The following is a 24,215-nucleotide window of genomic DNA, read 5'->3' on the forward strand; positions in this document are numbered from 1 at the left end:
CTGCCAGATTAACAAGTACGCTCATGCCGCTTTCTCCTCTGTGCGCGTGTCGGTGTGTGAGCCGGCCGTGCCGTGCGGGCTAAACAGCCGCAGGCGGTTGGCGTTGCTGACCACGGTGATTGACGAAAGCGACATCGCCGCCCCGGCAATCATCGGCGAGAGCAGCGCGCCGGTAAGCGGGTAGAACACCCCGGCGGCAATGGGGATGCACAGCGCGTTGTAGCCAAAGGCCCCGGCCAGGTTCTGCTTGATGTTGGTAAGCGTGGCCTGGCTGATCTCGATGGCCGTGGCAACGCCGTGCAGCGAGTCGCGCATCAGCGTGATACCCGCGCTTTCGATGGCGACATCGGTGCCCTGGCCGATGGCAAAGCCGACGTTGGCCCGGGCCAGCGCCGGGGCGTCGTTGATGCCGTCGCCGACCATGCCGACGATGTGGCCTGCCTTTTGCAGCCGTTCGATTTCTTCGTGCTTGTCTTCGGGCTTGAGCTCGGCGCGATAGTCTTCTATGCCCACTTCATCGCCCACGGCGCGGGCGGTGTGGCGGTTGTCGCCGGTGAGCATGATCACGTGAAGGCCGTCGGCCTTGAGCCGGGCAATGGCGCTTTTGGCGTCCTCGCGCACCGGATCGCTGACGCCGAACAGCGCGGCGAGCCTGCCGCCCACGGCGAGGTATACGATGGTGCGGGCCTTGCTCTCAAGGGCTCGGGCGCTTTCGCTGCCGATGGCAAGGTCAACGCCTGCATCTTCCAGCAGGGCGGCGTTGCCCAGCAGCAGCTCGCCGTCGCTGCTTTGCGCCTTGACGCCGCCGCCGGTGATGCTGTCGAAGTCGCGAATCTCGGCCGGCTCCGTGTTTGCTGCCTGTTCGCAGTAGGCGGTTAACGCGGTGGCCAGCGGGTGCTCGGAGCCGCGCTCCAGCGCGGCGACGTAGCCCAGCGCGGCGGCCTGGTTGCCGGAAAGGGCGCCTGCGTCGAAGACTTCCGCCTCGGTGACCCGGGGGTTGCCCTCGGTCAGGGTGCCGGTTTTATCCACCACCAGCGCGGTGAGCTTGCTGGCGGTTTGCAGCGCCTCGCCGTTTCGCACCAGCACGCCGTGCTCGGCGGCCTTGCCCACGCCGATCATGGTGGAAATCGGCGTGGCCAGGCCCAGCGCGCAGGGGCAGGCGATAATCAGCACCGAGGTGGCCGCGACCAGCATGTGAATCACCCGCGCCTCAACGCCGAAGTTGAACCACGCAAGCGCGGTGAGCACGGCGATGATCATCACCGAGGGCACAAAGACGCTGGAGACCTTATCGGCCAGATCGCCGATGGGCGGGCGCGAGCCCTGGGCGCTGGCCACCTGTTCGGTGATTTGGCCCAGGCGGGTGTTGTTGCCCACCCGGGTGGCGCGGTAGACCAGCCCGCCGCGGCCGTTGACCGTGCCGGCACTGACCTCGTCGCCGGTCTGCTTGGCGATCGGCTCCGGCTCGCCGGTAAGCATCGACTCGTCGATGTGGCTCTGGCCTTCGGTGACCTCGCCGTCCACCGGCAGGCGCTCGCCGGGGCGCACGCGAACGTGATCGCCCTGGCGCACAGCGTCAATGTCGACCTCTTGCTCCTCGCCGTTGCGAATCACCCGGGCGGTGCGGGTCTGCAGATCCAAAAGCCGCTTGAGCGCGTCGCTGGTGCGCCCCCGGGCCTTGAGCTCCATGGCGTTGCCCAGCAAAATCAGCCCGATGACCATGGCCGAGGCTTCAAAGTAGATGCCCCGGGCGGCTTCGGGCAGCCAGGGGCCGAACAGCACCACGGCCATGGAATACACCCAGGCCGTGCCGGTGCCCATGGCCACCAGGGTGTCCATGTTGGCCTGGTGGTGCTTGGCGTTTTTCCACGCGCCGGTAAAAAAGTGCCGGCCGGGAAAGGCCATGATGGCTAGGGTCAGCGCGCCGATCACCAGCCAGTAAAGCCGCCCGGCGCCCACCGGGTCGGGGTGAAAGACAAACATGCTCGCCATCAGCGGTACGGCAAGTGCGAGCGCGGCAAAGCTGCCTTTAAGGCGCTTTTTGTAGTCCCGGGCTTCCTGCTCGGCCCGGGTAAGTTCGGCGTCGCGCACGTCCACGATCCGCTCGGCGTCGTAGCCGACGCTCTGCACCGCGCCGATCAGCGCGCTTTCTTCGGCGCTGCCCGTCACCTCGGCGGTGTGGGTGCCGAAGTTCACCGCCGCCGAGGTCACACCCGGGGTACGTTCGAGCGCCTGCTGCACGGTTTTCACACAGCTGGCGCAGGTCATGCCGCTGACCGCCAGGCGGGTTTGCGCACCGCCGGCAGGTTTTTCGCGGCTTTCAGCGGTACCGGCGGCGTCATCGGCCGGCGCTTCGGCGCTGTCGGCGTCGCTGGCCGGCTCGGCGTTGGGGTCGCCGGGCGGGTAGCCGGCGTTTTCAAGCGCGCGGTCCAGCGCGTCGTCGTCCAGCGGGCTGCTGTCGGCATCAATGCTGACGTCGAGGCGCTTTTCGTCCGGCGTGCCGACAACGTCGGCGCGCTTGTCCACCGCGACAACGGCTTCGCGCATGCGCTTGACGCAGCCCTGGCAGTTCATGCCGGGTACGTAGCGCGTCAGTGTTTGCGATTTCATGGCGTCTCCTCAGGAAAGCTTTCAATCAAACGGCACAGGCTGTGGCCGTCCGGCGTGCCGTCGGGCATGTTTTGCCAGCTGGCAAGGGCGGTTTCCATGCGCGAGGCCAGCGCCTCAAGCTCGGCGATGCGTGCGCGGATCTGTGGCAGGCGGGCGGCGAGCATGTCGCGCACCAGCGGGCAGGGGGAGTCGCCCTTGTCGGCCTGGGCGAGAATTTCGCGAATTTCCGCCACGCTAAAGCCCAGTTTGCGTGCCCGCTGAATGAACCCCAGCCGTTCCAGGTCGTGCGTGGTAAACAGCTGGTAGCCGTTGTGCGGATGGCGTTCGGGCGTAAGCAGGTTTTCGCGTACGTAGTGGCGCACGGTTTCGGCGGTAACGCCGGCCCGGCGGGCAAGTTCGCTGACTTTCACTGGCAGCCCCCTTTGAGCCTGTGTCATGTGTAGGCGCAGTATAAAACCTGTGTGTAACACAAAGGTCAAAGACCGGCGCCTGACGCCGCGATGCGCTGTGCGACCAATGGATAAACCGAAAACGCCGGAAAACCCCGCCCCGGCCTTGAACCCCGGCGGCGGGTGCGAGAAAAAGGCACTACGTTAAACGTGCGTATGAGTCGCAGGGGTTTTCGGCTTGGCGCATGCCGGGCGGCCCTGGCCGCCGAACGGTCAGCGTACGCTACGTACGGCACCGCCCGTATGCTCATCGGGGAAGAAGGAAGCGACATGAACAATATCAATAAAAGTGTCATTGCCAACCATCGCACCAAAACGCTCGCCTTGACCGCAGGGGTCGCGGCCGCCGCGCTTGCCGCGCAGGCCCCGGCCGGCGGGTTTCAGCTCAACGAGCAGAGCGTGAGCGGCCAGGGCTACGGCCATGCCGGGCGCAGCTCCAACGTCCACGATGCCACCATCGTCTTTGGCAACCCGGCGGGGATGTCGTTTCTCGACCGCGCGCAGGTGTCCGTGGGCGGCACCTATCTGGATATCAACAACGACATCAGCAATGCCCGGGCGTCGCAAACCAGCCCGGCCTTTTTGCCGGCCACCGGCGGCGCGACGGATACGCTGCCGGTGGCCGGGTCCAACGACGGCGACATCGTAGACGCCAGGGTGATTCCTTTTGTCTTCTACGCCCATCCGGTCACCGACCGGCTGGCCTTTGGCTTTGGCGTGTACGCGCCGTTTGGCTCTGAAACCGACTATGAAGACGGCTTTCAGGGGCGCAATCAGGGCAACTACACCAAGGTAGAAGTCAAAACCGCCCAGCCCACGGTGTCCTATCGCTTTAACGATCAGTGGTCGGTGGGCGCCGGGGTTACCTATAACCGGGTAGAAGGCGAGCTGCATCGCCAAGTGCCGGCGGTAACGCCGCTGGGACGGACAGAAGTGGACTCCCGGGTTGACGGCGACGACGAGGCCTGGGGCTATAACCTCGGGGTAATCTACCGGCCGGTGGCGGAAACCACCCTGGGGCTGACCTATCGCTCCCGGGTGGACTATGAGCTGGAAGGCGACTTTACCGCCTCGTCGCCGGCGCTTGATCAGCTGGGTATTGGTACCGTGACCGACGATGCCTCGCTGGATTTGACCACGCCGGAAACCGTCAATTTCTCGATTACCCAGCAGATGAGTGAAAAGCTCAAGCTGATGTTCGGCGCTTCCTGGACGCGCTGGAGCCGGTTTGAAAAAATTCTGGTCGAGGGAGAGACCCGGGGCGAGATCACCAATGAAAGGCAGAGCTATGCCAACGCCTGGGCCTTTGCCGTGGGCGGCGAGTATCAGCTCAATCCCGAATGGGCGCTGCGCGCCGGGCTGAGCCTGGACAATACGCCCACCAGCGATGCGCATCGCAGCGTGCGCATTCCCTCCGACGACCGGCGGATTTTCTCGCTGGGGGCGGGCTGGACGCCGGTCGACGATGTGACCGTTGATCTGGCGTATTCCTATCTCACCGAACGCGGCACCGAGGTCAGCCAGACCAAAACCGACGGCTTTACCGTGGCCGGCCGGCCAACGCCGCCGGTCACCTCCCGCTATAACGCCGACTACAAAAACGAGGCCCACGGCTTTGGCGCGCAGCTGACCTATCGTTTTTAAGTTCGGCGCTTTTAAGTTCGGCCCTTTTAACGCCTTGGATGAGGCTTGAATATCACCGCAACCCGGCTACGGCCGGGTTTTTGTCGAGCGGGTGTTTTCTGCGGATAAGGCGGGGATGGGTGCGGGGTGCGCCGGGTTTCGTTACAATAGCGCCTTTGTCCAGGCGATTCATTCACTGGCATCAACGCATTATTCACTGGCACCAACATATTGGGGCGCATTCATGCTGGAAACCAACCCGATCCATCAGCAAATCAAGGATCTGTCGGCGCGGACAGAGATTCTTAGGGGGTATCTTTGACTATGCTGAGCGTAAAGATCGGCTAGAAGAAGTTACCCGCGAGCTTGAAGATCCCGACGTCTGGAGCGACCCGGAGCGCGCCCAGAAGCTGGGCAAGGAGCGCGCGTCGCTGGATACCATTGTCTCCACCATTGATACGCTTGAACAAAGCCTGGGCGACAGCGAAGATCTGCTGGAGCTGGCCGAGGTGGAAGACGATGCGGCCACGGTAGACGAGGTCTGCCGCGAGCTTGAAGGGCTGCAGTCGCGCCTGGAGACGCTGGAGTTTCGACGCATGTTTTCCGGCGAGATGGACGAAAACAACGCCTATCTGGATATCCAGTCCGGCTCTGGCGGCACCGAAGCCCAGGACTGGGCCAACATGCTGCTGCGCATGTACCTGCGCTGGGCCGAGCACCACGGCTTCAAGGCAGACCTGCTGGAAGTGTCGGCAGGTGACGTGGCGGGCATCAAGTCGGCGACGATTCACGTGCAGGGCGACTACGCCTTCGGCTGGCTGCGCACCGAAACCGGCGTTCACCGGCTGGTGCGCAAAAGCCCGTTCGACTCCGGCGGCCGGCGGCACACCTCGTTTACCTCGGTATTTGTCTCGCCGGAGGTGGACGACAGCTTCGAGGTCGACATCAACCCGTCCGATCTGCGCACCGACACCTACCGCTCCAGCGGCGCCGGCGGCCAGCACGTTAACACCACCGATTCGGCGGTGCGCATCACCCACGAGCCCACGGGCATCGTGGTGGCCTGCCAGAGCCAGCGCAGCCAGCACGCCAACCGCGATTTCGCCATGAAGCAGCTCCGGGCCCGGCTCTGGGAGCACGAAATGGACAAGCGCAACGAGGCCAAGCAGGCGGCTGAAGACGCCAAGGCCGATATCGGCTGGGGCAGCCAGATCCGCTCCTACGTGCTGGACGATCAGCGCATCAAGGATCTGCGCACCGGCGTGCAGTCCAGCAGCTGTGACAAGGTGCTCGACGGCGATCTGGATCCGTTCATCGTCGCCAGCCTCAAGCAGGGTCTCTAGTCCCGCGGGCGCTGCCTTGGCGGCAGCGCCTGGCTGACTTTTTTTCCGGTTTATTATTCAAGGGTGCCCGAATGGCCAACCATGACGCGTCTTTTGACAACGAAAACCACTTGATTGCCGAGCGCCGCGCCAAGCTGGCCAAGCGTCGTGAAAAGGCCAAGGCCCAGGGCGTCAGCGCCTTTCCCAACGACTTTCGCCGGGACAGCCTCAGCGCCGAGCTGGAAAAGGCGCTGGGCGACAAGGACAAGGCCGCGCTTGAAGCGCTGGATCACCACGCCGCGGTGGCCGGGCGCATCATGCGCAAGCGCGGCCCGTTTATCGTGATTCAGGATGCGGCCGGGCAGATCCAGCTGTACGTGGACAAAAAGGGCCTGGCCGAAGACGTGCTGGAAGACGTGAAAAGCTGGGACATCGGCGACGTTGTGGCCGGGCGCGGGCCGGTGCACAAATCCGGCAAGGGCGATCTCTACGTCAAGATGGCAGACGCCACGCTTTTGACCAAAAGCCTGCGCCCGCTGCCGGACAAGTTCCACGGCCTGACCGACCAGGAAGCGCGCTACCGCCAGCGCTACGTGGACCTGATCATGAACCCGGATTCGCGCCGGGTGTTCGAAACCCGAGCGGCGATCATCAGCGCTATGCGGCGGTTTTTCGAGGATCGCGGCTTCATGGAAGTCGAGACCCCGATGCTCCAGCAGATCCCCGGCGGGGCCACGGCGCGGCCGTTCATTACCCACCACAACGCGCTGGACATGGACATGTACCTGCGCGTGGCCCCGGAGCTCTACCTCAAGCGCCTGGTGGTGGGCGGCTTTGAGAAGGTTTTCGAGATCAACCGCAACTTCCGCAACGAAGGGCTCTCCACCCGGCACAACCCCGAGTTCACCATGGTGGAGTTCTACTGGGCCTACGCCGACTACCGCCAGCTGCTGGATTTGACCGAGGCCATGCTGCGCACCACCGCAGAAAAGGTGCTGGGCAGCACCACGGTGACGTATCAGGGCGCCGAGTACGACTTCGGCAAGCCGTTTGCGCGGATGACCCTGCGCGACGCCATCCTCACCCACGGCGACGGCATTGCCGCGGCCGATCTGGACACCCGCGAGGCGGCCGTCGCACTTGCCGAAAAGCTCGGCATCGCGGTGAAAGACAGCTGGGGGCTTGGCAAGCTGCAAACCGAAATCTTCGAGGAAGTCGCCGAGCACCGGCTCGACCAGCCGACGTTTATCACCGAATACCCGGCCGAGGTCAGCCCGCTGGCCCGGCGCAACGACGCCAATCCGTTTGTTACCGACCGCTTCGAGTTCTTCGTCGGCGGGCGCGAAATCGCCAACGGCTTCTCCGAGCTCAACGACGCCGAAGACCAGGCCCAGCGCTTTAAAGAGCAGGTGGCCGAGAAAGACGCCGGCGATCTGGAAGCCATGTACTTTGATGCCGACTACGTGCGCGCGCTGGAATACGGCCTGCCGCCCACCGCCGGCGAGGGCATCGGCATTGACCGGCTGGTGATGCTGTTTACCGACAGCCCCTCCATTCGCGATGTGCTGCTGTTTCCGGCCATGCGCCCGGAAGCGGACGCCTAGGCGGTGCTCGGGCGTTGGCAAGTCGGCGCGCAAACGCCCATAATGACGGCGTCTGAACGCCAGTGATCGTTCCGTGAGGCATCGTTGTCTGAGGAGAATCCCATGAAACTGCTTAACCGCTCTGCCCTGAGCGTCCGGCCGACCCAGGAATTCGTGGACTGGATCAATGCGCTTGAGCCCACCATGGGAGACGATGACCTCACGCTTGACGACGTTGAACGCGAAAGCACCGTCTACCTGATCCCCGAGATGGACACCCCCGAAGCGCTTGGCGCCTACGTGCGCGAGCGCTACGTGGAAATTCTGGAAACCGAGCTGCGCGCCTGGGAAGAAGACGAGCGCCAGTGGCCCGCCGTGCTCGACTGGGCGCTGTTTGAAGACTTTGTGCGCATTGAGCACAGCTTTCTGGCGGTGGATCTTGACGACGAGACGGCGCTGGAAATTTCGGAAGTCGACGACGCGCTGCTGCTCGACAACGACCCCCAATAGGCCCGGCGGCCTGCCGGCCGCGCCCGCTTCGTGCAAAACCGGCTGCGGCCGGTTTTTGTGTGTCTCCAAGGTATTTTTCCCCAGGAATAGTAGCCCATGCGACTGTTTGAAACGCGCGACGGCGATGACGGCCTGCCCGGCCCCGAGCGCTTTCTTGCCGTGCTGGCGCTGGTCAGCGGCACGCTGATGGCCGTGGTCGATACCACCATGATCAACCTGGCGCTGCCCTCGATTGCCGCCGACCTTGACGTGTTGCCGGCTCAGGTGGTGTGGGTCACCAACATGTTCCAAGTGGTCAGCGCGGCCTTTTTGCTGGTGTTTGCGGGCTTGAGCGAGCTTGCCACGCGCCGGCGCATCTACCTGTTCGGGCTAAGCACCTTTGTGCTGGCAGCCCTGGGCGCGGCGCTTTCGCGCAGTCTGGAAACCCTGCTGGTGTTTCGCGCCCTGCAGGGGCTGGGCGCGGCGGCTACGCTTTCCATTGGCCCCTCGCTCTACCGGCTGATTTTCCCTTCTCGCCTGCTGGGCAGCGCGCTGGGCCTGTCGGCGCTGGTGGTGGGCGGCGGCTACGCGGCCGGCCCTACGCTGAGCGGGCTGGTGCTGTCGTTTACCCACTGGCCCTGGCTGTTTGCGCTGAACGTGCCGCTCGGGCTTTGCGCTTTGCTGCTGGGCCTGCGCGCCCTGCCCAGAGAAACCCCGCGCCAGGGCAGCTTTGATGTACCCGGCGCGCTTTTGTCCATGCTGATGCTGGCCGGGCTTTTTTTGACCATGAACGCCGTTGGCCACAGCGCGCCGGCATGGCAAAGCGTGGGCTTTGGCGCGGGCATGCTGGCGGCCGGGGCGGCGTTTATTCGCCGCCAGCGCCGCGCGCCGTATCCGCTGCTGCCGCTGCATCTGTTTCGGGAGAAGCGCTTTACCCTGGCGGTGTCGGCCTCGGGGCTTGCGTTTATCGGCCAGGGGCTGGCGTTTGTCGCACTGTCTTTTTTGTATCAGGAAAAAATGGGCTTGAGCCCGCTGCTCACCGCCTGGCTTTTTACCCCCTGGCCGCTGGCGCTGATGGTGGTCGGGCCGCTGGCCGGGCGGCTGGCGGACAGAATCAACCCCAGCGTACTTTCAACGGTCGGCCTGGGGGTTTTGGCGGTCGGATTTATCGCCCTGGCGCTGGTGGATGAAAGCACCGGCATTGCCGGCAGCCTGTGGCGAGTGGCGCTGTGCGGGATCGGCTTTGGGCTTTTCCAGCCGCCCAACAACCGCGAAATGATGGCCAGCCTGCCGGCGGCGCGCAGCGCCAACGCCTCGGGGGTGATGAGCACCACGCGCACCGTGGGCCAGTCGCTGGGGGTGGCGCTTGTCGGTGCGGTGCTGGCGCTGGGGCTTGCGGTGCAGGTGACGCTGTGGCTGGGGGCGGCGAGTGCGCTGCTCTCGCTTGCCGCCAGCGCTGCGCGCATTCCCCTGGCACACCGCGCGATGCAGCAGCGCGCATCGTCGCGTCGCGCATAAGCGCGTACAATGGACCGTTCTCTCAGTGATATTTCTTCCAGGAGAATCGCCGTGACGCTTAAAGCACAGATCGAGCACAAGTTGGAAGCGCTGGCACCTGCGGTGCTGGCCGTGGAAAACGAAAGCCATCGCCATAGCGTGCCGCCCAACTCGGAAACCCACTTCAAGGTCACGCTGGTAAGCGATGCGTTTGACGGCCTGCTGCCGGTCAAGCGCCACCAGCAGGTGTATAAACTGCTGGCCGATGAAGTCTCAGGGCCGGTGCACGCCCTGGCGCTGCATCTTTATACCCCGGCGGAATGGCAGGCCCGCGGCGGCGAGCGCCCGGATTCGCCGGACTGTCGCGGCGCCGGCAAGTGAACGCGGAAGTCGCTCGCCGGCAGTACCTCGACGCCATGGGCATTACCGCCTTCGCGTCGCGCTACTGCCTGCCCAACGCGCGGCCGACGCCGGCCTGCGAGTGGGACGACGCCTCCCCCGAGCGCGAATCACCGGGCAAGCGGCTGCACGCCCTGCTGGACGATGCCCAGCAGGCAGAGGCCAGCCGCCGCACCGCAGCGCCTGCTGAACCCACGTCCAATCCCGCCTCGCTCAAGGCGCTGCTGAATACAGCGCCCGCCGCTGAGGCGGCGTTGGCGCAGCCGGAAAATGCGCCGTCCCCGGAAGCGGATGCGCCGGCGCCGCTGCGTTTTACGCTGTCGTGTCTGTGTCTGGGCGGGCGCTGGCTGAGCCTGCACGAAGGCGAGCCTGCCGCGCCCGCGCGCCGGCTGCTGGCCAACATCTACCGCGCGGCGGGTGTCGACGCCTCGGCGCTGTCGGCCTGGCACACCCTGAGCTGGCCGCCGCTGGCTGACGGCCCCGAAGCGGATGAGCCGCTGGCAGAGGCCCGGGAAGGGGTCAGCGCCTTTCTCAACGGTGCGGCCAGCCGCAACGGCTGGGCGCCGACCCGCGCGCTGTGGTGGGGCGGGCATGAGGCCTCGCCGTTGGCTCGGGTGCTGGACGTGGAGCACAAAGGCGCCGGCGCCGTTTCGCGCACGCTGGCACTGCCGCTGTGGCAGGGGCCCGCGCTGGATACGCTGCTGGCCGACGGCGCCGCCAAGCGCGATCTGTGGCCGGCGCTGGCCGCGCTTGGCGAGCAGTGGCGCGCGGAGGCGGCCGATGGCTGAAAACAAAACGCAAACAAGCGCGAGCGCGCGGTGGCAGGTGGAGGCGCTCGGTTCGCGCCACGCCGGCCGGGTCATGGCCGGGGGCAGCATTGCCGGAAGCGGCACTATGGCCGGTGCGCTGTGCGATGCTCTGGAAACAAAAGACGGGCAGGTGCTTGGCGTCATGGCCGGCGGTAGTGCGGGGCAGGCGCCCGAGCTTGCCGGCTATCTGTGGCTGGCGCGGCTGGCGTTCGATGCCGAAATTCAGGCGCTGGGCGTGGCGCCGCAATACCGCGGCCGCGGCGTCGGCGATGCGCTGATGCGCGCCGCCGATGAGGCGGCGCGGCGCTGGCACAGCGAGCGCGTACTGCTGGAGGTGCGCGCGGGCAACGCTGCGGCTATGGCGCTATACCGGCGCCACGGCTTTGGCGTGGACGGACGCCGCCGGGGCTACTATCCGCCCCTGGCCGGCGGCAGCGAGCGGGAAGATGCGCTGCTGATGTCGCGGGCCGTCGGTGTTTAAGCGTCGCTTTCGTCAAACTTTTGCAGCAGGCCGTTGAGCCGGCGTTCCCACTCTTCGCGCTCTTGTTTGAGCGTCTGATTTTCTTCGCGCAGCTCGTCGTTTTCCAGCTTGGCAAGCTCCAGGGCTTCTACCGTGGCGGTGACTTTTTGTTCGAGCTGGTTGAACAGTTCCTGACTCATGCATCTCTCCGGAGAATCAATTCAATAAAGAGGTAATACCGGCCAAGGGGTAATACCTAAAGGGGTAATACCGGCCGGGCCGGCGGGTCGCGCCTGAGCCTAACGCCCGGGCGGCGCGGCGGCAAGCGTGGCTTGGCGTGCGATGCGGCAATACAGCCGGGCGGTGGTGTCGCCGGCCTGGGTTTGGCGATAAGGCTGCCAGCAGGCGGGCAGCGTCGGCGTATGCGTCGACTCCGCCTCTACGTAGATCAGCGCGTCGGGCGCCAGCCAGCCGCCGGCTTCCAGCGCCTCGGCGCAGGCATCCACCAGTCCCTGATAAAAAGGCGGATCAAGCAGCACCAGATCAAAGGGGGGCTGGCCAAAGGAAGGCTGGTCAACGCACGCCGGCGCGCTGAGAAACGCCCGGGCGTCTTGGCAGATAACGTGCGCGCGGGAGGCGCCCAGGGCGGCAAGATTGCGCCTTAGCTGATCGGCGGCGAGGCTGTCCTGCTCGATGAACGTCACCTGTGCGGCCCCGCGCGACAGCGCCTCGATGCCCAGCGCGCCGGTGCCGGCAAAGCTGTCCAGCACCCGTTTGCCGTCAAGCGTTTGGCCCAGCCAGTTGAACAGCGTCTCGCGCACGCGGTCCGGCGTCGGGCGTAGCCCCGGCCGGTCGGCAACGGGAAGCTGGCGGCGGCGGAACTCGCCGCCGATCACTCGGAGCTTGCCGCTCTGGCGGCTTGCGGCGCGGCGCGCACCCGGGCGGGCCGAACGAGAAGAGCGTTTTCGTGTCATGGGCGGGGATTGTAGCGCTCTGCGTGTCCAAAGTCTTGATGGGCGGTGGTAGGATGTTCCCATCCTGATTGCCCGTATCCCGCCGGCGACAGCCTTTTTGCTTTTTTTTCACCATAATCTGTGCGGACGAGTGCCATGTTTGGTTTTTTAAAGCGCAAGAAAAAACACGATGATACCCACGATCCGGCGGCAGAAGACGACGGCACGCCGTCTCAAGAGCCGGCGGCAGAAGAAACCGCCGATGCCACGGCAGACGACGGCACCGCCGCGCCGCCACCGCCCGCCGACGAGGCTGAGCCTGCACCGGATGCTGCGCCCGAGGCCGAACCCCGGCCCGAGCCGCCCGCCGAGCCTGAGCCCGGCGTTGCGCCGGCCCCGGCGCCCCAGCCGCAGCCTGCCTCGCGCCCGGAGAAAAAGGGCTGGTTTGCGCGCATCAAAGCGGGGCTGGGCAAGACCCGGGCCAGCTTCACCGACGGCGTGGCGGATCTGTTTCTGGGCAAAAAGCAGATCGACGACGAGCTGCTTGAAGAGTTGGAAACCCAGCTGCTGATGGCCGACGTAGGCATTGAGGCTAGCACTACCATCATCGAGCGGCTTGAGGCGCGGGTGTCGCGCAAGGAAATCAGCGACCCGCAGGCGCTGTATCACGCGCTGCAAGACGAGCTGACGGCGATGCTGGAGCCGGTGACCACGCCGCTGGACGTTGAGGCGGCCGGCGACGGGCCCTTTGTGATGCTCGTGGCAGGGGTCAACGGCGTGGGCAAGACCACCACCATCGGCAAGCTCACCCAGCGCTTTCAGCGCGAAGGCAAAAGCGTGATGCTCGCCGCCGGGGATACGTTCCGCGCTGCCGCGGTGGAACAGCTCAAGGTGTGGGGCGAGCGCAACGGCGTGCCGGTGATTGCCCAGCACACCGGGGCCGACAGCGCCTCGGTGGTGTATGACGCCGTGGCCGCGGCCAAATCCCGGGGGGTGGACGTGATCATCGCCGACACCGCCGGCCGTTTGCACAACAAGGGCCACCTGATGGAGGAGCTGAAAAAAGTCCACCGCGTGGTGCAAAAGCTCGACGCCGCCGCGCCCCACGAGGTGATGCTGGTGCTCGACGCCGGCACCGGCCAGAACGCCATCAGCCAGGCGACCACGTTCAACGAAGCGGTGCCGGTCACCGGCATTACCCTGACCAAGCTCGACGGCACCGCCAAGGGCGGGGTGATCTTTGCGCTCGCCAGCCAGCTGAAAACGCCGATTCGCTTTATCGGCGTGGGTGAAGGGCTGGACGATCTGCGCCCCTTCGTCGCCCGGGAGTTTGTCGACGCGCTGTTTGACCGCCAAGGCGACGACGCCGGCGAATGATCGCTTTCGAGCACGTGGGCAAACGTTACGGCGGGCGCTTTGAGGCGCTTTCGCACATCAATTTTGGCGTCGGCCGGGGCGAGATGGCGTTTCTCACCGGCCACTCCGGGGCGGGCAAAAGCTCGCTTTTGCGCCTGATCATGCGCCTTGAGCGCCCCACCCGCGGGCGCGTGGTGGTAGCCGGCCACGACATTGCCCGGCTTCACCCAAGCCAGGTGCCGTTTTATCGCCGCCAGATCGGCGTGGTGTTTCAGGATCACCAGCTGCTGTTTGACCGTTCGATTTTTCACAACGTGGCGCTGCCGCTGGAGATTCAGGGCGCGCCGCCCAGAGAGGCGGCCCGCCGGGTGCGCGCCGCACTGGATAAAGTCGGCCTTTTGCACCGCGAGCGCGCGCTGCCCGTGGAGCTTTCCGGCGGCGAACAGCAGCGCGTGGGCATTGCCCGGGCGGTGGTCAACAAGCCGGCCCTGCTGCTCGCCGACGAGCCCACCGGCAACCTGGATCCTGAGCTTTCCGCCGACATCATGACGCTGTTTGAAGACTTCAATCGCATCGGTACCACGGTGATGATCGCCAGCCACGACCTGGCGCTGATCACCCGGCTGCGCCACCGCATGCTGCGCCTGGCCGACGGGCGGCTGATCGCCGACGAGGGGGCGCGATGAACGAGCCGCGCCGCCCCGCCGTCACAGCCCGCCGACAGCGCCCGCAAAAGTCCGCCTCGCCGGCCCGGGCGGCGCATCCGGTGAACGCGGGGCCGGGAGCGGCCAGCCGGCTGCGTGCCTGGCTGCGTCATCATCGCGCCATGGCGCTGGACAGCGTGCGCCGGCTGCTGCGCTATCCGATCGGCAGCCTTTTGACCATGCTGGCCATCGCCGTTGCCCTGGTGCTGCCCGCCGCGCTGTGGCTGACGCTGTCCGGTGCGCGCCTGCTCGACGCAGAAGTCGACGACGGTGCAACGCTGACGGTGTATCTGCACCCGCGGGTCACGCCGGGCGAGGCCGGCCGCGTGGAGCAGGCAATAGCCGCCGACGCGCAGGTAGCGCAAACCCGGCTGATCAGCGCCGAGCAGGGCATGGCGGATTTTCAGCGCGCGCTGGGGCTTGACGATGCGCTAAGCGGGCTTGACGACAATCCGCTGCCGGCAAGTATTGTGGTGACGCCGCAGCGCGCCGCGCCCGCCGCCGTGAAGGCGCTGGCCGCCCGGCTGGGCGGAATATCCGGCGTAGACGAGGTGCGTCTGGATTTGGCCTGGATTGAGCGGCTGCGCCATCTGGCGGAGCTTGGCCGGCGCGTGACCCTGGCGCTGGGCGTGCTGTTCGGTTCGGGGGTGCTGCTGGTAGTGGGCAACACCGTGCGGCTGGCGGTGGAAAGCCGCCGGCGCGAGATCGAAGTGGTCACGCTGATCGGGGCGACGCATGCTTTTGTGCGCCGGCCGTTTCTCTACAGCGGCGCCTGGTACGGCCTGGGCGGCGGGGCGCTGGCGCTGGGGCTGTTGACGCTGGGCGGGCGCTGGCTGGCCTTGCCGATACAGGCGCTGGCGCAAAGCTATGGCGCTACGTTTACCCTGCCGACGCTGGGCGTTGCGGGGTCTACAGCGCTGCTGCTGTGCAGTACACTGCTCGGCTGGCTGGGCGCATGGCTGGCGGTGAGTCGGCATCTGGCCGGCAATCGGCCGCGCTGACGGTGCCGGCTGGAGCCGTCTTGGGCGAGGCGGCGGGGAACTTTTCAAGCGTGGCGTTGTCTACTATATTCAGCACCGCACACATGCCACACATCCGCTGTCATTCAGGGCAAGCGTTCGTGCAAGATAAGCCGTCATGCAAGATAGCGCGTCACATCAAAGCGTAAAAGCCAAGCGTCACACCAGCGTACATCGTGCGGCCGTACCGTAACGGTGTCGCAGAAAAGCCGCGTCCGTTTTTACAGTCAGCGTCACGCATATTAGGGGTATTTCAGGGAGGCCACCTGCATATGAGCAACAGTCTTCTACCGGTAGGCCAGCTATCGCCGGGCAACGATCTGGGCGGCTACATCAACGCGATCAGCCGCATTGCGGTGCTGAGCGCAGACGAAGAGCGCTCGCTTGCCTGGCGTCTGTACGACGAGGGGGACCTGGAGGCGGCGCGCCGCCTGGTCCTTTCGCACCTTCGCTTTGTGGTCCACATTGCCCGCAGCTATTCCGGCTACGGGCTGGCACAGGCGGATCTGATTCAGGAAGGCAACGTCGGCCTGATGAAGGCCGTCAAGCGCTTTGACCCGAACCAGGGCGTGCGGCTGGTCTCGTTTGCCGTGCACTGGATCAAGGCGGAAATTCATGATTTCGTGCTGCGCAACTGGCGCATTGTCAAAATCGCCACGACCAAGGCCCAGCGCAAGCTGTTTTTCAACCTGCGCAGCGCGAAAAAGCGCCTGGCCTGGCTCAACAACGACGAAGTCGATGCCATTGCCAAGGATCTCGACGTCAAGCCCGAGGTCGTGCGCGATATGGAAGGGCGCCTGTCGTCGTTTGATGCCGGCTTTGACGCCTCGCCGAGCGATGACGAAGACAGCGCCAGCGCCTATCGGGCGCCGGTGCACTTTCTCAACGACGAGGCGGCCGACCCGGCCACCCAGCTCGAAGACAGCGACTACGAGCAGGACGCCTCGCAGCGGCTGCAGTCAGCGCTTCACGGGCTGGACGCGCGCTCCCGGGATATTCTCCAGCGCCGCTGGCTGGCCGAGCACAAGGCCACGCTGCACGATTTGGCCGACGTCTACGGCGTCTCCGCCGAGCGCATTCGTCAGCTGGAGAAAAACGCCATGAAAAAACTGCGCCACAAGATGGGAGATACCCTTTTTGCCTAGCAGGCGGGCGGCTGCTCTGCCGGGTGGGCGGTGATCAGGGTGCCAACCCCTGCGTTGGTGAAAATTTCCAACAGCACCGCATGGGGCACCCGGCCGTCGATAATATGCGCGCTCTGCACGCCGCCCTTGACCGCGTCCAGCGCGCAGCGAATCTTGGGCAGCATGCCGCCGTGGACGGTGCCGTTGTCGATGAGCGCATCCACCTGAGCGGTGGTCAGCCCGGTCAGCACCTCGCCGCTATCGTTCATCAGCCCGGCGACGTTGGTTAAAAGCATCAGCTTTTCTGCGGCCAGCGCCTCGGCGACCTTGCCGGCGACCAGGTCGGCGTTGATGTTGTAGCTCTTGCCGCTGCCGTCGACGCCGATAGGGGCGATCACCGGGATGAAATCCCGGGCGGCGAGCATCTCGATCAGATCGGTGGAAATGGCTTCAACGTCGCCGACGTGGCCGATGTCGATGATTTCCGAGGCCGTATGTTCGGGATTTTGCTGCTCGACGTGCAGCTGCCGGGCGCGAATTTGTGCGCCGTCCTTGCCGGTGACGCCGATGGCCTTGCCGCCGCACTGGTTGATCAGGTTGACGATGCTTTTGTTGACCAGCCCCCCAAGCACCATTTCCACCACGTCCATGGTTTCGGCATCGGTGACGCGCATGCCGTTGACAAAGCGCGATTCGATGTTGAGCTTGCCCAAAAGCTCGCCGATCTGCGGGCCGCCGCCGTGGACGACCACCGGGTTGATGCCGACCTCCTTCATCAGCACGATGTTGCGCGCAAACGAATCGATCAGATGATCTTCGGTCATGGCGTTGCCGCCGTATTTAACGACCACGGTTTTACCGGAAAACTGCTGAATATAGGGAAGTGCCTCGGACAGCACCTCCACAACGACCTGGGGGTCGCGACTGGCTGCGTTCATGGTGATCCCTTGGGTATTTGTGATGAAGCGTTGCAGGACGGCGTAGCGCGGGCCGGTTAACGGTTTTCGGGCAGCTTCAGGGCAGCATCAATCTGGCGCAGCGCGGCGGCAAACTGCCCCCGAATGCGCTCAAGCGCCGCCTCGGTCTTGCCTTCAAAGCGCAGCACCAGCATCGGTGTGGTGTTGGAAGCGCGGCAAAGCCCCCAGCCGTCGGCGTAGTCCACGCGGATGCCGTCGAGCGTGGTCTTGATACCTTCGCCGAAGTCCCCCTCCCGGGCAAGCTTGTCGACCAGAGAGAACTTGTCGTCGTCGGTCACCTCGATGTTGATTTCCGGCGTCCCCACGTCCAGCGGGAAGCCGGCAAAGAAGGTGTCGGCGTCGTCGCCCTGGCCGGCGAGAATTTCCACCAGCCGGGCGGCGGCGTAAAGGCCGTCGTCAAAGCCGTACCAGCGCTCCTGGAAGAAAATATGCCCGCTCATCTCGCCGGCAAGGGCCGCACCGGTTGCCTTCATTCGCGCCTTGATCAGCGAGTGCCCGGTGCGCCACATTTCCGGCTCGCCGCCGGCGCGCTCGATCACCTCGGTCAGGTTGCCGGTGCACTTGACGTCAAAGATGACTTTTGCCCCGGGATTGCACGCCAGCATGTCGGCGGCGAAGGCCATCAGCAGATGGTCGGGGTAGATCAGCTTGCCGGCGGGCGTCACCACGCCCAGCCGATCGCCGTCGCCGTCAAAGGCAAGCCCGATGTCGGCGCCGGTATCCTGCACTTTGGCGATCAGGTCGGTGAGGTTTTCCGGCTTGCCCGGGTCCGGGTGGTGGTTGGGAAAGGTGCCGTCAATGTCGTCGAACAGCGGGATTGTCTCCACGCCCAGCCGGCGGATGAGCTCGGGGCCGAGCTCGCCGGCGACGCCGTTGCCGCAGTCCACCACGGCTTTGAGCGGGCGTTTGACCTGAATATCGCCGGTGATGCGCTCAAGATACGCTTCGCGCAGGTCGTGGTCGCTGACGCGGCCTTCATCGCCCGGCGCGGCGTGAACCAGATCGCCGTCGACAATGCGCTGATGCAGCGCGGTAATGGCCTCGCCGGAGAGCGTCTCGCCGCCGAGTACGATCTTGAAGCCGTTATAGTCCGGCGGGTTGTGGCTGCCGGTGACCATCACGCCGGACGTCGTGGCATCAAGCACGTGGGTGGCAAAGTACAGCACCGGGGTCGGCACCATGCCGACGTTGACCACGTTTTGCCCGGCGGCGGTGAGCCCGCGAATCAGCGCGGCCTGCATGCGCTCGCCGGAAAGCCGGCCGTCCCGGGCGACGGCCACGGTGGTTTCGCCCCGGGCGGCGGCTTCGCTGCCGATGGCGTGGCCGATCAGCGCAACGCCTTGCTCGGTCAGGGTGTGATCAACGATGCCGCGAATGTCGTAGGCGCGAAAAATGGAAGCGTTGGGCGTCATAAGAGAGGGGGTTCCAGTCGGAGCGTGAATCGGGGTGGCAGGCCGCGGCCGGGCAGCCTAGCGTGCGCCGGTGCTGCCAAAGCCGCCGGCGCCGCGTTCGCTGGGCGTGAAGTCGTCCACTACGTCGAGCGCGACCTGAACAACGGGCACGACGACGTACTGGGCCAGCCGCGTCAGCGGCTCGACGGTGAAAGGGCGCTGGCCGCGGTTCCACACCGAGATCATCAGCTCGCCCTGATAGTCGGCATCGATCAGCCCCACCAGGTTACCCAGCACGATGCCGTGCTTGTGGCCAAGCCCCGAGCGCGGCAGGATCATGCCGGCCAGATTGGGGTCGGCAATGTGGATAGCAAGCCCCGTGCGTACCAGCTCGCAGTCGCCGGGGGAAAGCGTCAGCGGCGCGTCCAGCAGGGCGCGCAGGTCCATACCCGCCGAGCCCTGGGTGGCATAGGCGGGCATAACGTCGCGCAGGCGTTCGTCGAGTACGCGGCATTCAAGGCGCGGTTGAGAGGGCGTCATGCAGGGTCCTCGGTAGCGGGTGGAGCAGGAAGCAGAGCAATGGCGCGCTGCAGCACGGCCCGGGCGAGCCGGGTTTTGGGCTGGGGCGGCTGGCGGGCGCTTTCTGTGCCGCTGCCGGTGCGCCACAGCAGCCAGGCGGCGTTGTCGTCGCTGCCAAAACCCAGCCCGGCGGCGGAGACGTCGTTGGCCACGATCATATCCAGCGCCTTGCCGGCGAGCTTGTCTTGGGCATAGCGCTCGACGCGGCGGGTCTCGGCGGCAAAGCCGACCACCACCGGCGGGCGCTGCGCGGCGTCAAGCCCGGCGACGTCAGCAATGATATCGGGATTTTTGGCCAGAGTGAGCGTCAAGGTGTTGTCGTCGGTTTTCTTGCGCTTGTGCTCGGCGATCTCGGCGGCGCGGTAGTCGGACACCGCCGCGCAGCCGATAAATACGTCGCTCTCGGGGGCCAGGCGCATGGCGGCCTTGTGCATCTCGGCGGCGGTGGTGACGTCGATACGTGTCACACCCGCCGGGGTGGCAAGCGTTACCGGGCCGCTGATCAGGGTGACGCGAAAGCCTTGTTCCAGCGCAGCGGCGGCCAGCGCAAAGCCCATCTTGCCCGAGCTGTGGTTGGATAGCGCGTGTTTGGACAGGTAGCGCACCGGGTCAAGGGCCTCGCGGGTGGGGCCGGCGGTAATCACCACGTGCCCGCCGGCGGCCGGCGGTGTTAGCCGCCGGGCTACGGCGGCGACGATGGCCTCGGGCTCGCTCATGCGGCCGAAACCGCTGTCACCGCAGGCCTGATCGCCGGCGTCGGGGCCGATCAGCTGCCAGCCGTCGTCGGCCAGCAGCGCCGCGTTGCGCCGGGTGGCCGGGCTTTTCCACATGGCCTGGTTCATCGCCGGGGCCATCAGCCCCGGCGCCTCGCTTGCCAAACACAGGGTAGCCAGCAGGTCGTCGGCCAGCCCGTGGGCCAGCCGCGCCATTACGTCCGCGGTGGCCGGGGCGATCACGATTACGTCGGCCCAGCGGGCCAGCTCGATATGGCCCATGCCGGCTTCGGCCGCCGGGTCCAGAAGCGAAGTGCGCACCGCCTCGCCGGACAGCGCCTGCAGCGTGAGCGGGGCGATAAACGCCTGGGCGCCGTCGGTCATTACAACGCGCACGTCAGCGCCGGCCTGCTTGAGAAGGCGCGTGATCAGTGCACTTTTATACGCGGCAACGCCGGCGCTGACGCCCAGCAGCACCCGCTTGCCCGACAGGGTCAAAGCAGCCATGGCAGAATAGTCCCTCTGTTTTCCAAGGGGCGTACCATACCATTCGCGCCGCGGCTTTGGCATGCTGAACGCGGGCGCACAAGGCTTTCGCGGTGCTTTATCAGGGATGACACAGACACAGACAGGGAGAGCGTATGGGGATCAACCACTGGCCGGAAGGCGAGCGGCCCAGAGAAAAGCTGCTGCAGATGGGGGCGCTGGCGCTTTCGGACGCTGAGCTGCTGGCGATATTTCTGCGGGTGGGCGTACCCGGGCGCTCGGCGGTGGATCTGGCGCGGGATTTGCTGGCCGAGTTTGGCGGACTGCGCCCGCTGCTGGAAGCCGACCAGCCGGCATTCTGCGCGGTGAAGGGGCTGGGTAGCGCCACCTATGCCCAGCTGCAGGCAACGCTTGAGCTTTCGCGCCGCCATCTGGCCAGCCAGCTGGCCCGGGGCAACGCGCTGACTTCGCCGGCGCTGGTACGCCACTACCTGACCGCGCAGATGCGCCACCTGGGCCACGAGGAGTTCGCCGCGCTGTTTCTGGACACCCAGCACCGCATCATCCGCTTTGAATCGCTTTTTCGCGGCACGCTGGACAGCGCCTCGGTCTACCCCCGGGAAGTCGCCCGGCGCGCGCTGGAGCTTGGGGCCGGGGCGCTGATTCTGGCGCACAACCATCCGTCGGGCGTGGCCGAGCCAAGCGATGCCGACCGGCGCATTACCCGGCGGCTACAGGACGCGCTGGGGCTTTTGGATATTCGCGTGCTGGATCATTTCGTGGTGGGCGACGGCGAGGTGGTTTCGTTTACCGAGCGCGGCTGGATGTAGCCCGGAACCGCTGCGAAAACGCGGTTTTTCTTGTCGTAGCGCGCTGTCTCTGGTATAAAATGCCACCTTTGAACTTGGGTTGAATAACGGGCCTGGGAAAGTCAAGGCGATCAAACGCCGGCTGCCGCCCTGCTCGGGTCTGCCCGACGGTTTTGAAAACGGTTTTTGCACCACTCGCCAAGCGGTTGGAGACTCTCATGTCCAATATATGTCAAGTTACCGGCAAAAGCCCGGTATACGGTAACAACGTTTCTCACTCCCAGCGCAGGACGCGTCGTCGTTTCGCGCCGAACCTGCACTCGCACCGCTTCTGGGTCGAGTCGGAAAACCGTTTTGTCAAGCTGCGCGTTTCCTCCAAGGGCATGCGCATCATCGACAAAAAGGGCATCGACAGCGTACTTGCCGACCTGCGCAAGCGCGGCGAAGCGTTCTAAGACGCCTGCGGGCCAGAGCTGGGCCGGGGCTTCCCGGCCAGACGTGCTGAATTTTTGGGGAGAGTTACACCATGCGCGATAAAATCAAGCTGGTATCCAGCGCCGGTACCGGTCACTTCTATACCACCGACAAGAACAAGCGGAATACGCCCGACAAGTTCGAGTTCAAAAAGTACGATCCGGTGGTACGCAAGCATGTGATCTACCGGGAAGCCAAGATCAAGTAAACGCGCTTGATCGGCTTTTCCGCAGGCGAGGACCTGTCGCAAAAACCCGGCTTCGTGCCGGGTTTTTGCGTGCCTGTCGTTGCCTGCGCTGTTACCCAGTCGAATAGCGACCCGTTTTGCCATGCCTGAACTGCCCGAAGTTGAAACCACGCGCCGCGGTATCGCCCCGTATATCCAAGGCCAGGAAATAACCGAGGTGCGCGTGCGCCATACCCGCCTGCGGGTGCCGGTGCCTGCGGATCTGGCCGAGCGGCTGATCGGTGCGCGCCTGGATACGCCCCGGCGCCGGGCCAAGTATCTGCTTTTGCCTCTGGTGGATGCGCCGGGCACGCTGCTGTGGCATCTGGGCATGTCCGGCAGCCTGCGTATCGCCCGGGTGGGCGATACACCGAAAAAGCACGACCACGTTGATCTGGTGCTTGCAAGCGGCGACGTGCTGCGCTACCACGACCCGCGCCGCTTCGGCTTTGTCGACTGGCTTGACGGCGACGAGAGTCGCGATTCGCGCCTGGCGCATCTGGGCCCGGAGCCGCTGTCCGAAGGCTTCACCGGCGAGCGGCTTTATCAGCGTTCGCGCGGGCGGCGCATGGCGGTCAAGCCGTTTTTGATGGATAGCCGCGTGGTGGTGGGGGTGGGCAACATCTACGCCGCCGAGGCGCTGTTCATGGCCGGGATTGATCCGCGCCGAGAGGCCGGGCGCATCAGCCGGGTGCGCTATCAGCGCCTGGCCGGTGCCGCCCGGGACGTGCTGGCCGCCGCGATTACCCAGGGCGGTACCACGCTGCGCGATTTCGTCAGCGGCCAGGGCGAGCCGGGCTACTTTGCCCAGCGGCTCAACGTCTACGGCCGCCGCGGCGAGCCCTGCCGGCGCTGCGGTGCGCGGCTCAAACACGTCGTGCTGGGCCAGCGGGCAAGCGTCTACTGCCCGGCCTGCCAGCGCTAAGTCTCGTATTACCCCTTTTTGGGAGACTCCTGTGAGCCAACCTCTGCGACTCAAGAAAAACGCCGACCGCCGCCTGAAGGCGGGGCACCTGTGGATCTATTCCAACGAAGTGGATATCCGCGCCACGCCGCTGAAAGCCTTTCAAAGCGGCGATCTCGCCCGGGTGGAGGCGTCCAACGGCCGCGCGCTGGGCGTGGCCTACGTCAACCCCGGCTCGCTGATCTGCGCGCGGGTCATGTCCCGGGACCCGGCAATGGCGGTGGACCGCTCGCTGTTTGTCCACCGCTTCAAGCAGGCCCTGGCCCTGCGCGAGCGCCTGTACGCCCGGCCGTTCTACCGGCTGATTCACGGCGAGGGTGATCTGCTGCCGGGGCTGGTGGTGGACCGTTTCGGCGATGTGGTCGTGGTGCAGCTCAATACCGCCGGCATGCAGGCGCTAAGCGAAGCCATCGTCGACGCGCTGGAAAAGGTCCTCAAGCCGGCCGCCATCGTGTTTCGCAACGACACCGGCGGGCGCCGTCAGGAAGGGCTCGACGCTCACGTCGAGGTTGTCAAGGGCACGCTGCCCGACGAAGTGCTGCTGGAAGAAAACGGCGTGTGCTTTGCCGTGCCGGTGCTCGACGGCCAGAAAACCGGGTGGTTTTTCGACCACCGCGACAACCGCGCCTGGCTCAACCGCCACGTGGCCGGCAAGCGCGTGCTGGACGTGTTCAGCTATGTGGGCGGCTGGGGCGTGCAGGCGGCGGCCAGCGGTGCGTCCGAGGTGCTGTGCGTGGACGCCTCGGGCGCGGCCCTTGAGCAGGTGGCGGGAAACGCCGAGCGCAACGGCCTGCACGAGCAGGTGGCCATCGGCGAAGGCGATGCCTTCGAGGCGCTGGCCGCGCTCAAGGCCGACGGCGAGCAGTTTGACGTGGTGGTGCTGGATCCGCCGGCGTTTATCAAAAAGCGCAAGGATATCCCCGCCGGCGAGCGCGCCTATGCCAGGCTCAACCGCGAAGCCATGCGCCTGCTGGGCCGGGACGGGCTGCTGGTGTCGGCGTCGTGCTCCATGCACTTGGCCCCCGAGCGGCTGATGGACGTGGTGCGCGGCGCGGTGCGCCATCAGGACCGCCACGGCCAGGTGATCTTTCAGGGCCATCAGGCGGCGGACCACCCGGTTCACCCGGCGATTCCCGAAACCGCCTACCTCAAGGCGCTGGGCGTGCGGGTTTTCCGCGACTAGCGCCGCCGGCCAGGGG

Annotated in this window: 25 protein-coding genes; 17 read left to right on the top strand and 8 right to left on the bottom strand. The window is 65.7% G+C overall.

Annotated features, from left to right (window positions below; all coding sequences use genetic code 11):
* Positions 1 to 21 precede the first annotated feature (21 nt).
* Both ACZ415_RS07210 and ACZ415_RS07215 read right to left on the bottom strand, forming a co-directional pair.
* Positions 22 to 2,610, bottom strand: coding sequence for a heavy metal translocating P-type ATPase (locus ACZ415_RS07210; RefSeq protein ID WP_344705114.1), 2,589 nt, complete (start codon positions 2,608 to 2,610; stop codon positions 22 to 24).
* Positions 2,607 to 3,020 carry a MerR family transcriptional regulator gene (locus ACZ415_RS07215; RefSeq protein ID WP_344705112.1) on the bottom strand — a complete coding sequence of 138 codons (414 nt, stop codon included), beginning with the start codon at positions 3,018 to 3,020 and terminating at the stop codon, positions 2,607 to 2,609. Before ACZ415_RS07215 ends, ACZ415_RS07210 begins: the two co-directional genes overlap by 4 nt.
* 309 nt (positions 3,021 to 3,329) lie before the next feature.
* Here ACZ415_RS07215 and ACZ415_RS07220 point away from each other — a divergent pair, with 309 nt between their 5' ends.
* The 8 genes from ACZ415_RS07220 to ACZ415_RS07255 all read left to right on the top strand — a co-directional run bounded on the left by ACZ415_RS07220 (position 3,330) and on the right by ACZ415_RS07255 (position 11,262).
* The gene (locus ACZ415_RS07220; RefSeq protein WP_344705111.1) at positions 3,330 to 4,703 is read left to right on the top strand and encodes an OmpP1/FadL family transporter; all 1,374 of its coding nucleotides are present in this window, start codon (positions 3,330 to 3,332) and stop codon (positions 4,701 to 4,703) included.
* Positions 4,704 to 4,926: 223 nt separating this feature from the next.
* A protein-coding gene (gene prfB, locus ACZ415_RS07225) for a peptide chain release factor 2 (protein WP_344705110.1) occupies positions 4,927 to 6,025 on the top strand; the annotation gives its coding sequence in 2 pieces (ribosomal slippage) (positions 4,927 to 5,001 and positions 5,003 to 6,025; 1,098 coding nt in all).
* A 71-nt stretch (positions 6,026 to 6,096) separates the two neighbouring features.
* Positions 6,097 to 7,608, top strand: a complete 1,512-nt coding sequence (gene lysS, locus ACZ415_RS07230) for a lysine--tRNA ligase (protein WP_344705109.1) — start codon at positions 6,097 to 6,099, stop codon at positions 7,606 to 7,608.
* A 102-nt stretch (positions 7,609 to 7,710) separates the two neighbouring features.
* Positions 7,711 to 8,097, top strand: a complete 387-nt coding sequence (locus ACZ415_RS07235) for a hypothetical protein (RefSeq protein WP_344705108.1) — start codon at positions 7,711 to 7,713, stop codon at positions 8,095 to 8,097.
* A 96-nt stretch (positions 8,098 to 8,193) separates the two neighbouring features.
* Entirely contained in the window at positions 8,194 to 9,594 is a 1,401-nt protein-coding gene (locus ACZ415_RS07240; protein ID WP_344705107.1) for an MFS transporter, read from the top strand.
* Positions 9,595 to 9,645: 51 nt separating this feature from the next.
* Positions 9,646 to 9,954 (top strand): BolA family protein, encoded by a 309-nt coding sequence (locus ACZ415_RS07245; protein ID WP_344705106.1) that lies wholly within the window; start codon positions 9,646 to 9,648, stop codon positions 9,952 to 9,954.
* A complete protein-coding gene (locus ACZ415_RS07250; RefSeq protein WP_344705105.1) occupies positions 9,951 to 10,760 on the top strand; it encodes a hypothetical protein in 810 nt (269 codons plus the stop codon). Before ACZ415_RS07245 ends, ACZ415_RS07250 begins: the two co-directional genes overlap by 4 nt.
* A complete protein-coding gene (locus ACZ415_RS07255; RefSeq protein ID WP_344705104.1) occupies positions 10,753 to 11,262 on the top strand; it encodes a GNAT family N-acetyltransferase in 510 nt (169 codons plus the stop codon). The genes ACZ415_RS07250 and ACZ415_RS07255 overlap by 8 nt, the downstream gene beginning before the upstream one ends.
* On the opposite strand, the gene ACZ415_RS07260 is transcribed toward ACZ415_RS07255, so the two are convergent.
* A complete protein-coding gene (locus tag ACZ415_RS07260; protein ID WP_344705103.1) occupies positions 11,259 to 11,441 on the bottom strand; it encodes a cell division protein ZapB in 183 nt (60 codons plus the stop codon). The genes ACZ415_RS07255 and ACZ415_RS07260 overlap by 4 nt on opposite strands.
* A gap of 99 nt (positions 11,442 to 11,540) precedes the next feature.
* Positions 11,541 to 12,215: a 16S rRNA (guanine(966)-N(2))-methyltransferase RsmD gene (gene rsmD / locus ACZ415_RS07265; RefSeq protein WP_344705102.1), complete on the bottom strand. Its 675-nt coding sequence runs from the start codon at positions 12,213 to 12,215 to the stop codon at positions 11,541 to 11,543.
* Positions 12,216 to 12,350: 135 nt separating this feature from the next.
* Between rsmD and ftsY the strand changes: the two genes are divergently transcribed.
* The 4 genes from ftsY to rpoH all read left to right on the top strand — a co-directional run bounded on the left by ftsY (position 12,351) and on the right by rpoH (position 16,418).
* Positions 12,351 to 13,571 (top strand): signal recognition particle-docking protein FtsY, encoded by a 1,221-nt coding sequence (gene ftsY, locus ACZ415_RS07270; RefSeq protein ID WP_344705101.1) that lies wholly within the window; start codon positions 12,351 to 12,353, stop codon positions 13,569 to 13,571.
* Positions 13,568 to 14,236: a cell division ATP-binding protein FtsE gene (gene ftsE, locus ACZ415_RS07275; RefSeq protein ID WP_344705100.1), complete on the top strand. Its 669-nt coding sequence runs from the start codon at positions 13,568 to 13,570 to the stop codon at positions 14,234 to 14,236. Before ftsY ends, ftsE begins: the two co-directional genes overlap by 4 nt.
* Positions 14,233 to 15,255, top strand: a complete 1,023-nt coding sequence (ftsX, locus tag ACZ415_RS07280) for a permease-like cell division protein FtsX (protein WP_344705099.1) — start codon at positions 14,233 to 14,235, stop codon at positions 15,253 to 15,255. Before ftsE ends, ftsX begins: the two co-directional genes overlap by 4 nt.
* A gap of 290 nt (positions 15,256 to 15,545) precedes the next feature.
* Positions 15,546 to 16,418, top strand: a complete 873-nt coding sequence (gene rpoH / locus ACZ415_RS07285; RefSeq protein WP_344705098.1) for an RNA polymerase sigma factor RpoH — start codon at positions 15,546 to 15,548, stop codon at positions 16,416 to 16,418.
* Here rpoH and argB read toward each other — a convergent pair.
* Genes argB through coaBC form a run of 4 tightly spaced genes read right to left on the bottom strand, consistent with a single transcriptional unit; the run spans position 16,415 to position 20,564 of the window.
* Positions 16,415 to 17,335, bottom strand: coding sequence for an acetylglutamate kinase (gene argB, locus ACZ415_RS07290; RefSeq protein WP_344705097.1), 921 nt, complete (start codon positions 17,333 to 17,335; stop codon positions 16,415 to 16,417). The genes rpoH and argB overlap by 4 nt on opposite strands.
* 56 nt (positions 17,336 to 17,391) lie before the next feature.
* Positions 17,392 to 18,786 (bottom strand): phosphomannomutase/phosphoglucomutase, encoded by a 1,395-nt coding sequence (locus ACZ415_RS07295; protein ID WP_344705096.1) that lies wholly within the window; start codon positions 18,784 to 18,786, stop codon positions 17,392 to 17,394.
* A gap of 57 nt (positions 18,787 to 18,843) precedes the next feature.
* The gene (gene dut / locus ACZ415_RS07300) at positions 18,844 to 19,305 is read right to left on the bottom strand and encodes a dUTP diphosphatase (RefSeq protein WP_344705095.1); all 462 of its coding nucleotides are present in this window, start codon (positions 19,303 to 19,305) and stop codon (positions 18,844 to 18,846) included.
* Positions 19,302 to 20,564 carry a bifunctional phosphopantothenoylcysteine decarboxylase/phosphopantothenate--cysteine ligase CoaBC gene (gene coaBC / locus ACZ415_RS07305; protein ID WP_344705094.1) on the bottom strand — a complete coding sequence of 421 codons (1,263 nt, stop codon included), beginning with the start codon at positions 20,562 to 20,564 and terminating at the stop codon, positions 19,302 to 19,304. The genes dut and coaBC overlap by 4 nt, the downstream gene beginning before the upstream one ends.
* A gap of 134 nt (positions 20,565 to 20,698) precedes the next feature.
* On the opposite strand from coaBC, the gene radC reads away from it, so the two are divergent.
* From radC to ACZ415_RS07330, 5 genes are all read left to right on the top strand, one after another.
* Positions 20,699 to 21,373 carry a RadC family protein gene (radC, locus tag ACZ415_RS07310; RefSeq protein ID WP_344705093.1) on the top strand — a complete coding sequence of 225 codons (675 nt, stop codon included), beginning with the start codon at positions 20,699 to 20,701 and terminating at the stop codon, positions 21,371 to 21,373.
* Positions 21,374 to 21,570: 197 nt separating this feature from the next.
* Positions 21,571 to 21,807 (top strand): 50S ribosomal protein L28, encoded by a 237-nt coding sequence (rpmB, locus tag ACZ415_RS07315; RefSeq protein WP_344705092.1) that lies wholly within the window; start codon positions 21,571 to 21,573, stop codon positions 21,805 to 21,807.
* A 71-nt stretch (positions 21,808 to 21,878) separates the two neighbouring features.
* Positions 21,879 to 22,034 (top strand): 50S ribosomal protein L33, encoded by a 156-nt coding sequence (gene rpmG / locus ACZ415_RS07320; RefSeq protein WP_189518268.1) that lies wholly within the window; start codon positions 21,879 to 21,881, stop codon positions 22,032 to 22,034.
* 121 nt (positions 22,035 to 22,155) lie between these two features.
* On the top strand, positions 22,156 to 22,977 hold the full coding sequence (gene mutM, locus ACZ415_RS07325; RefSeq protein WP_344705091.1) for a bifunctional DNA-formamidopyrimidine glycosylase/DNA-(apurinic or apyrimidinic site) lyase: 822 nt from the start codon (positions 22,156 to 22,158) through the stop codon (positions 22,975 to 22,977).
* 31 nt (positions 22,978 to 23,008) lie between these two features.
* A complete protein-coding gene (locus tag ACZ415_RS07330; protein ID WP_344705090.1) occupies positions 23,009 to 24,199 on the top strand; it encodes a class I SAM-dependent rRNA methyltransferase in 1,191 nt (396 codons plus the stop codon).
* The last annotated feature ends 16 nt before the right edge of the window (positions 24,200 to 24,215 follow it).

The sequence above is a fragment of the Halomonas cibimaris genome, from assembly GCF_055379665.1.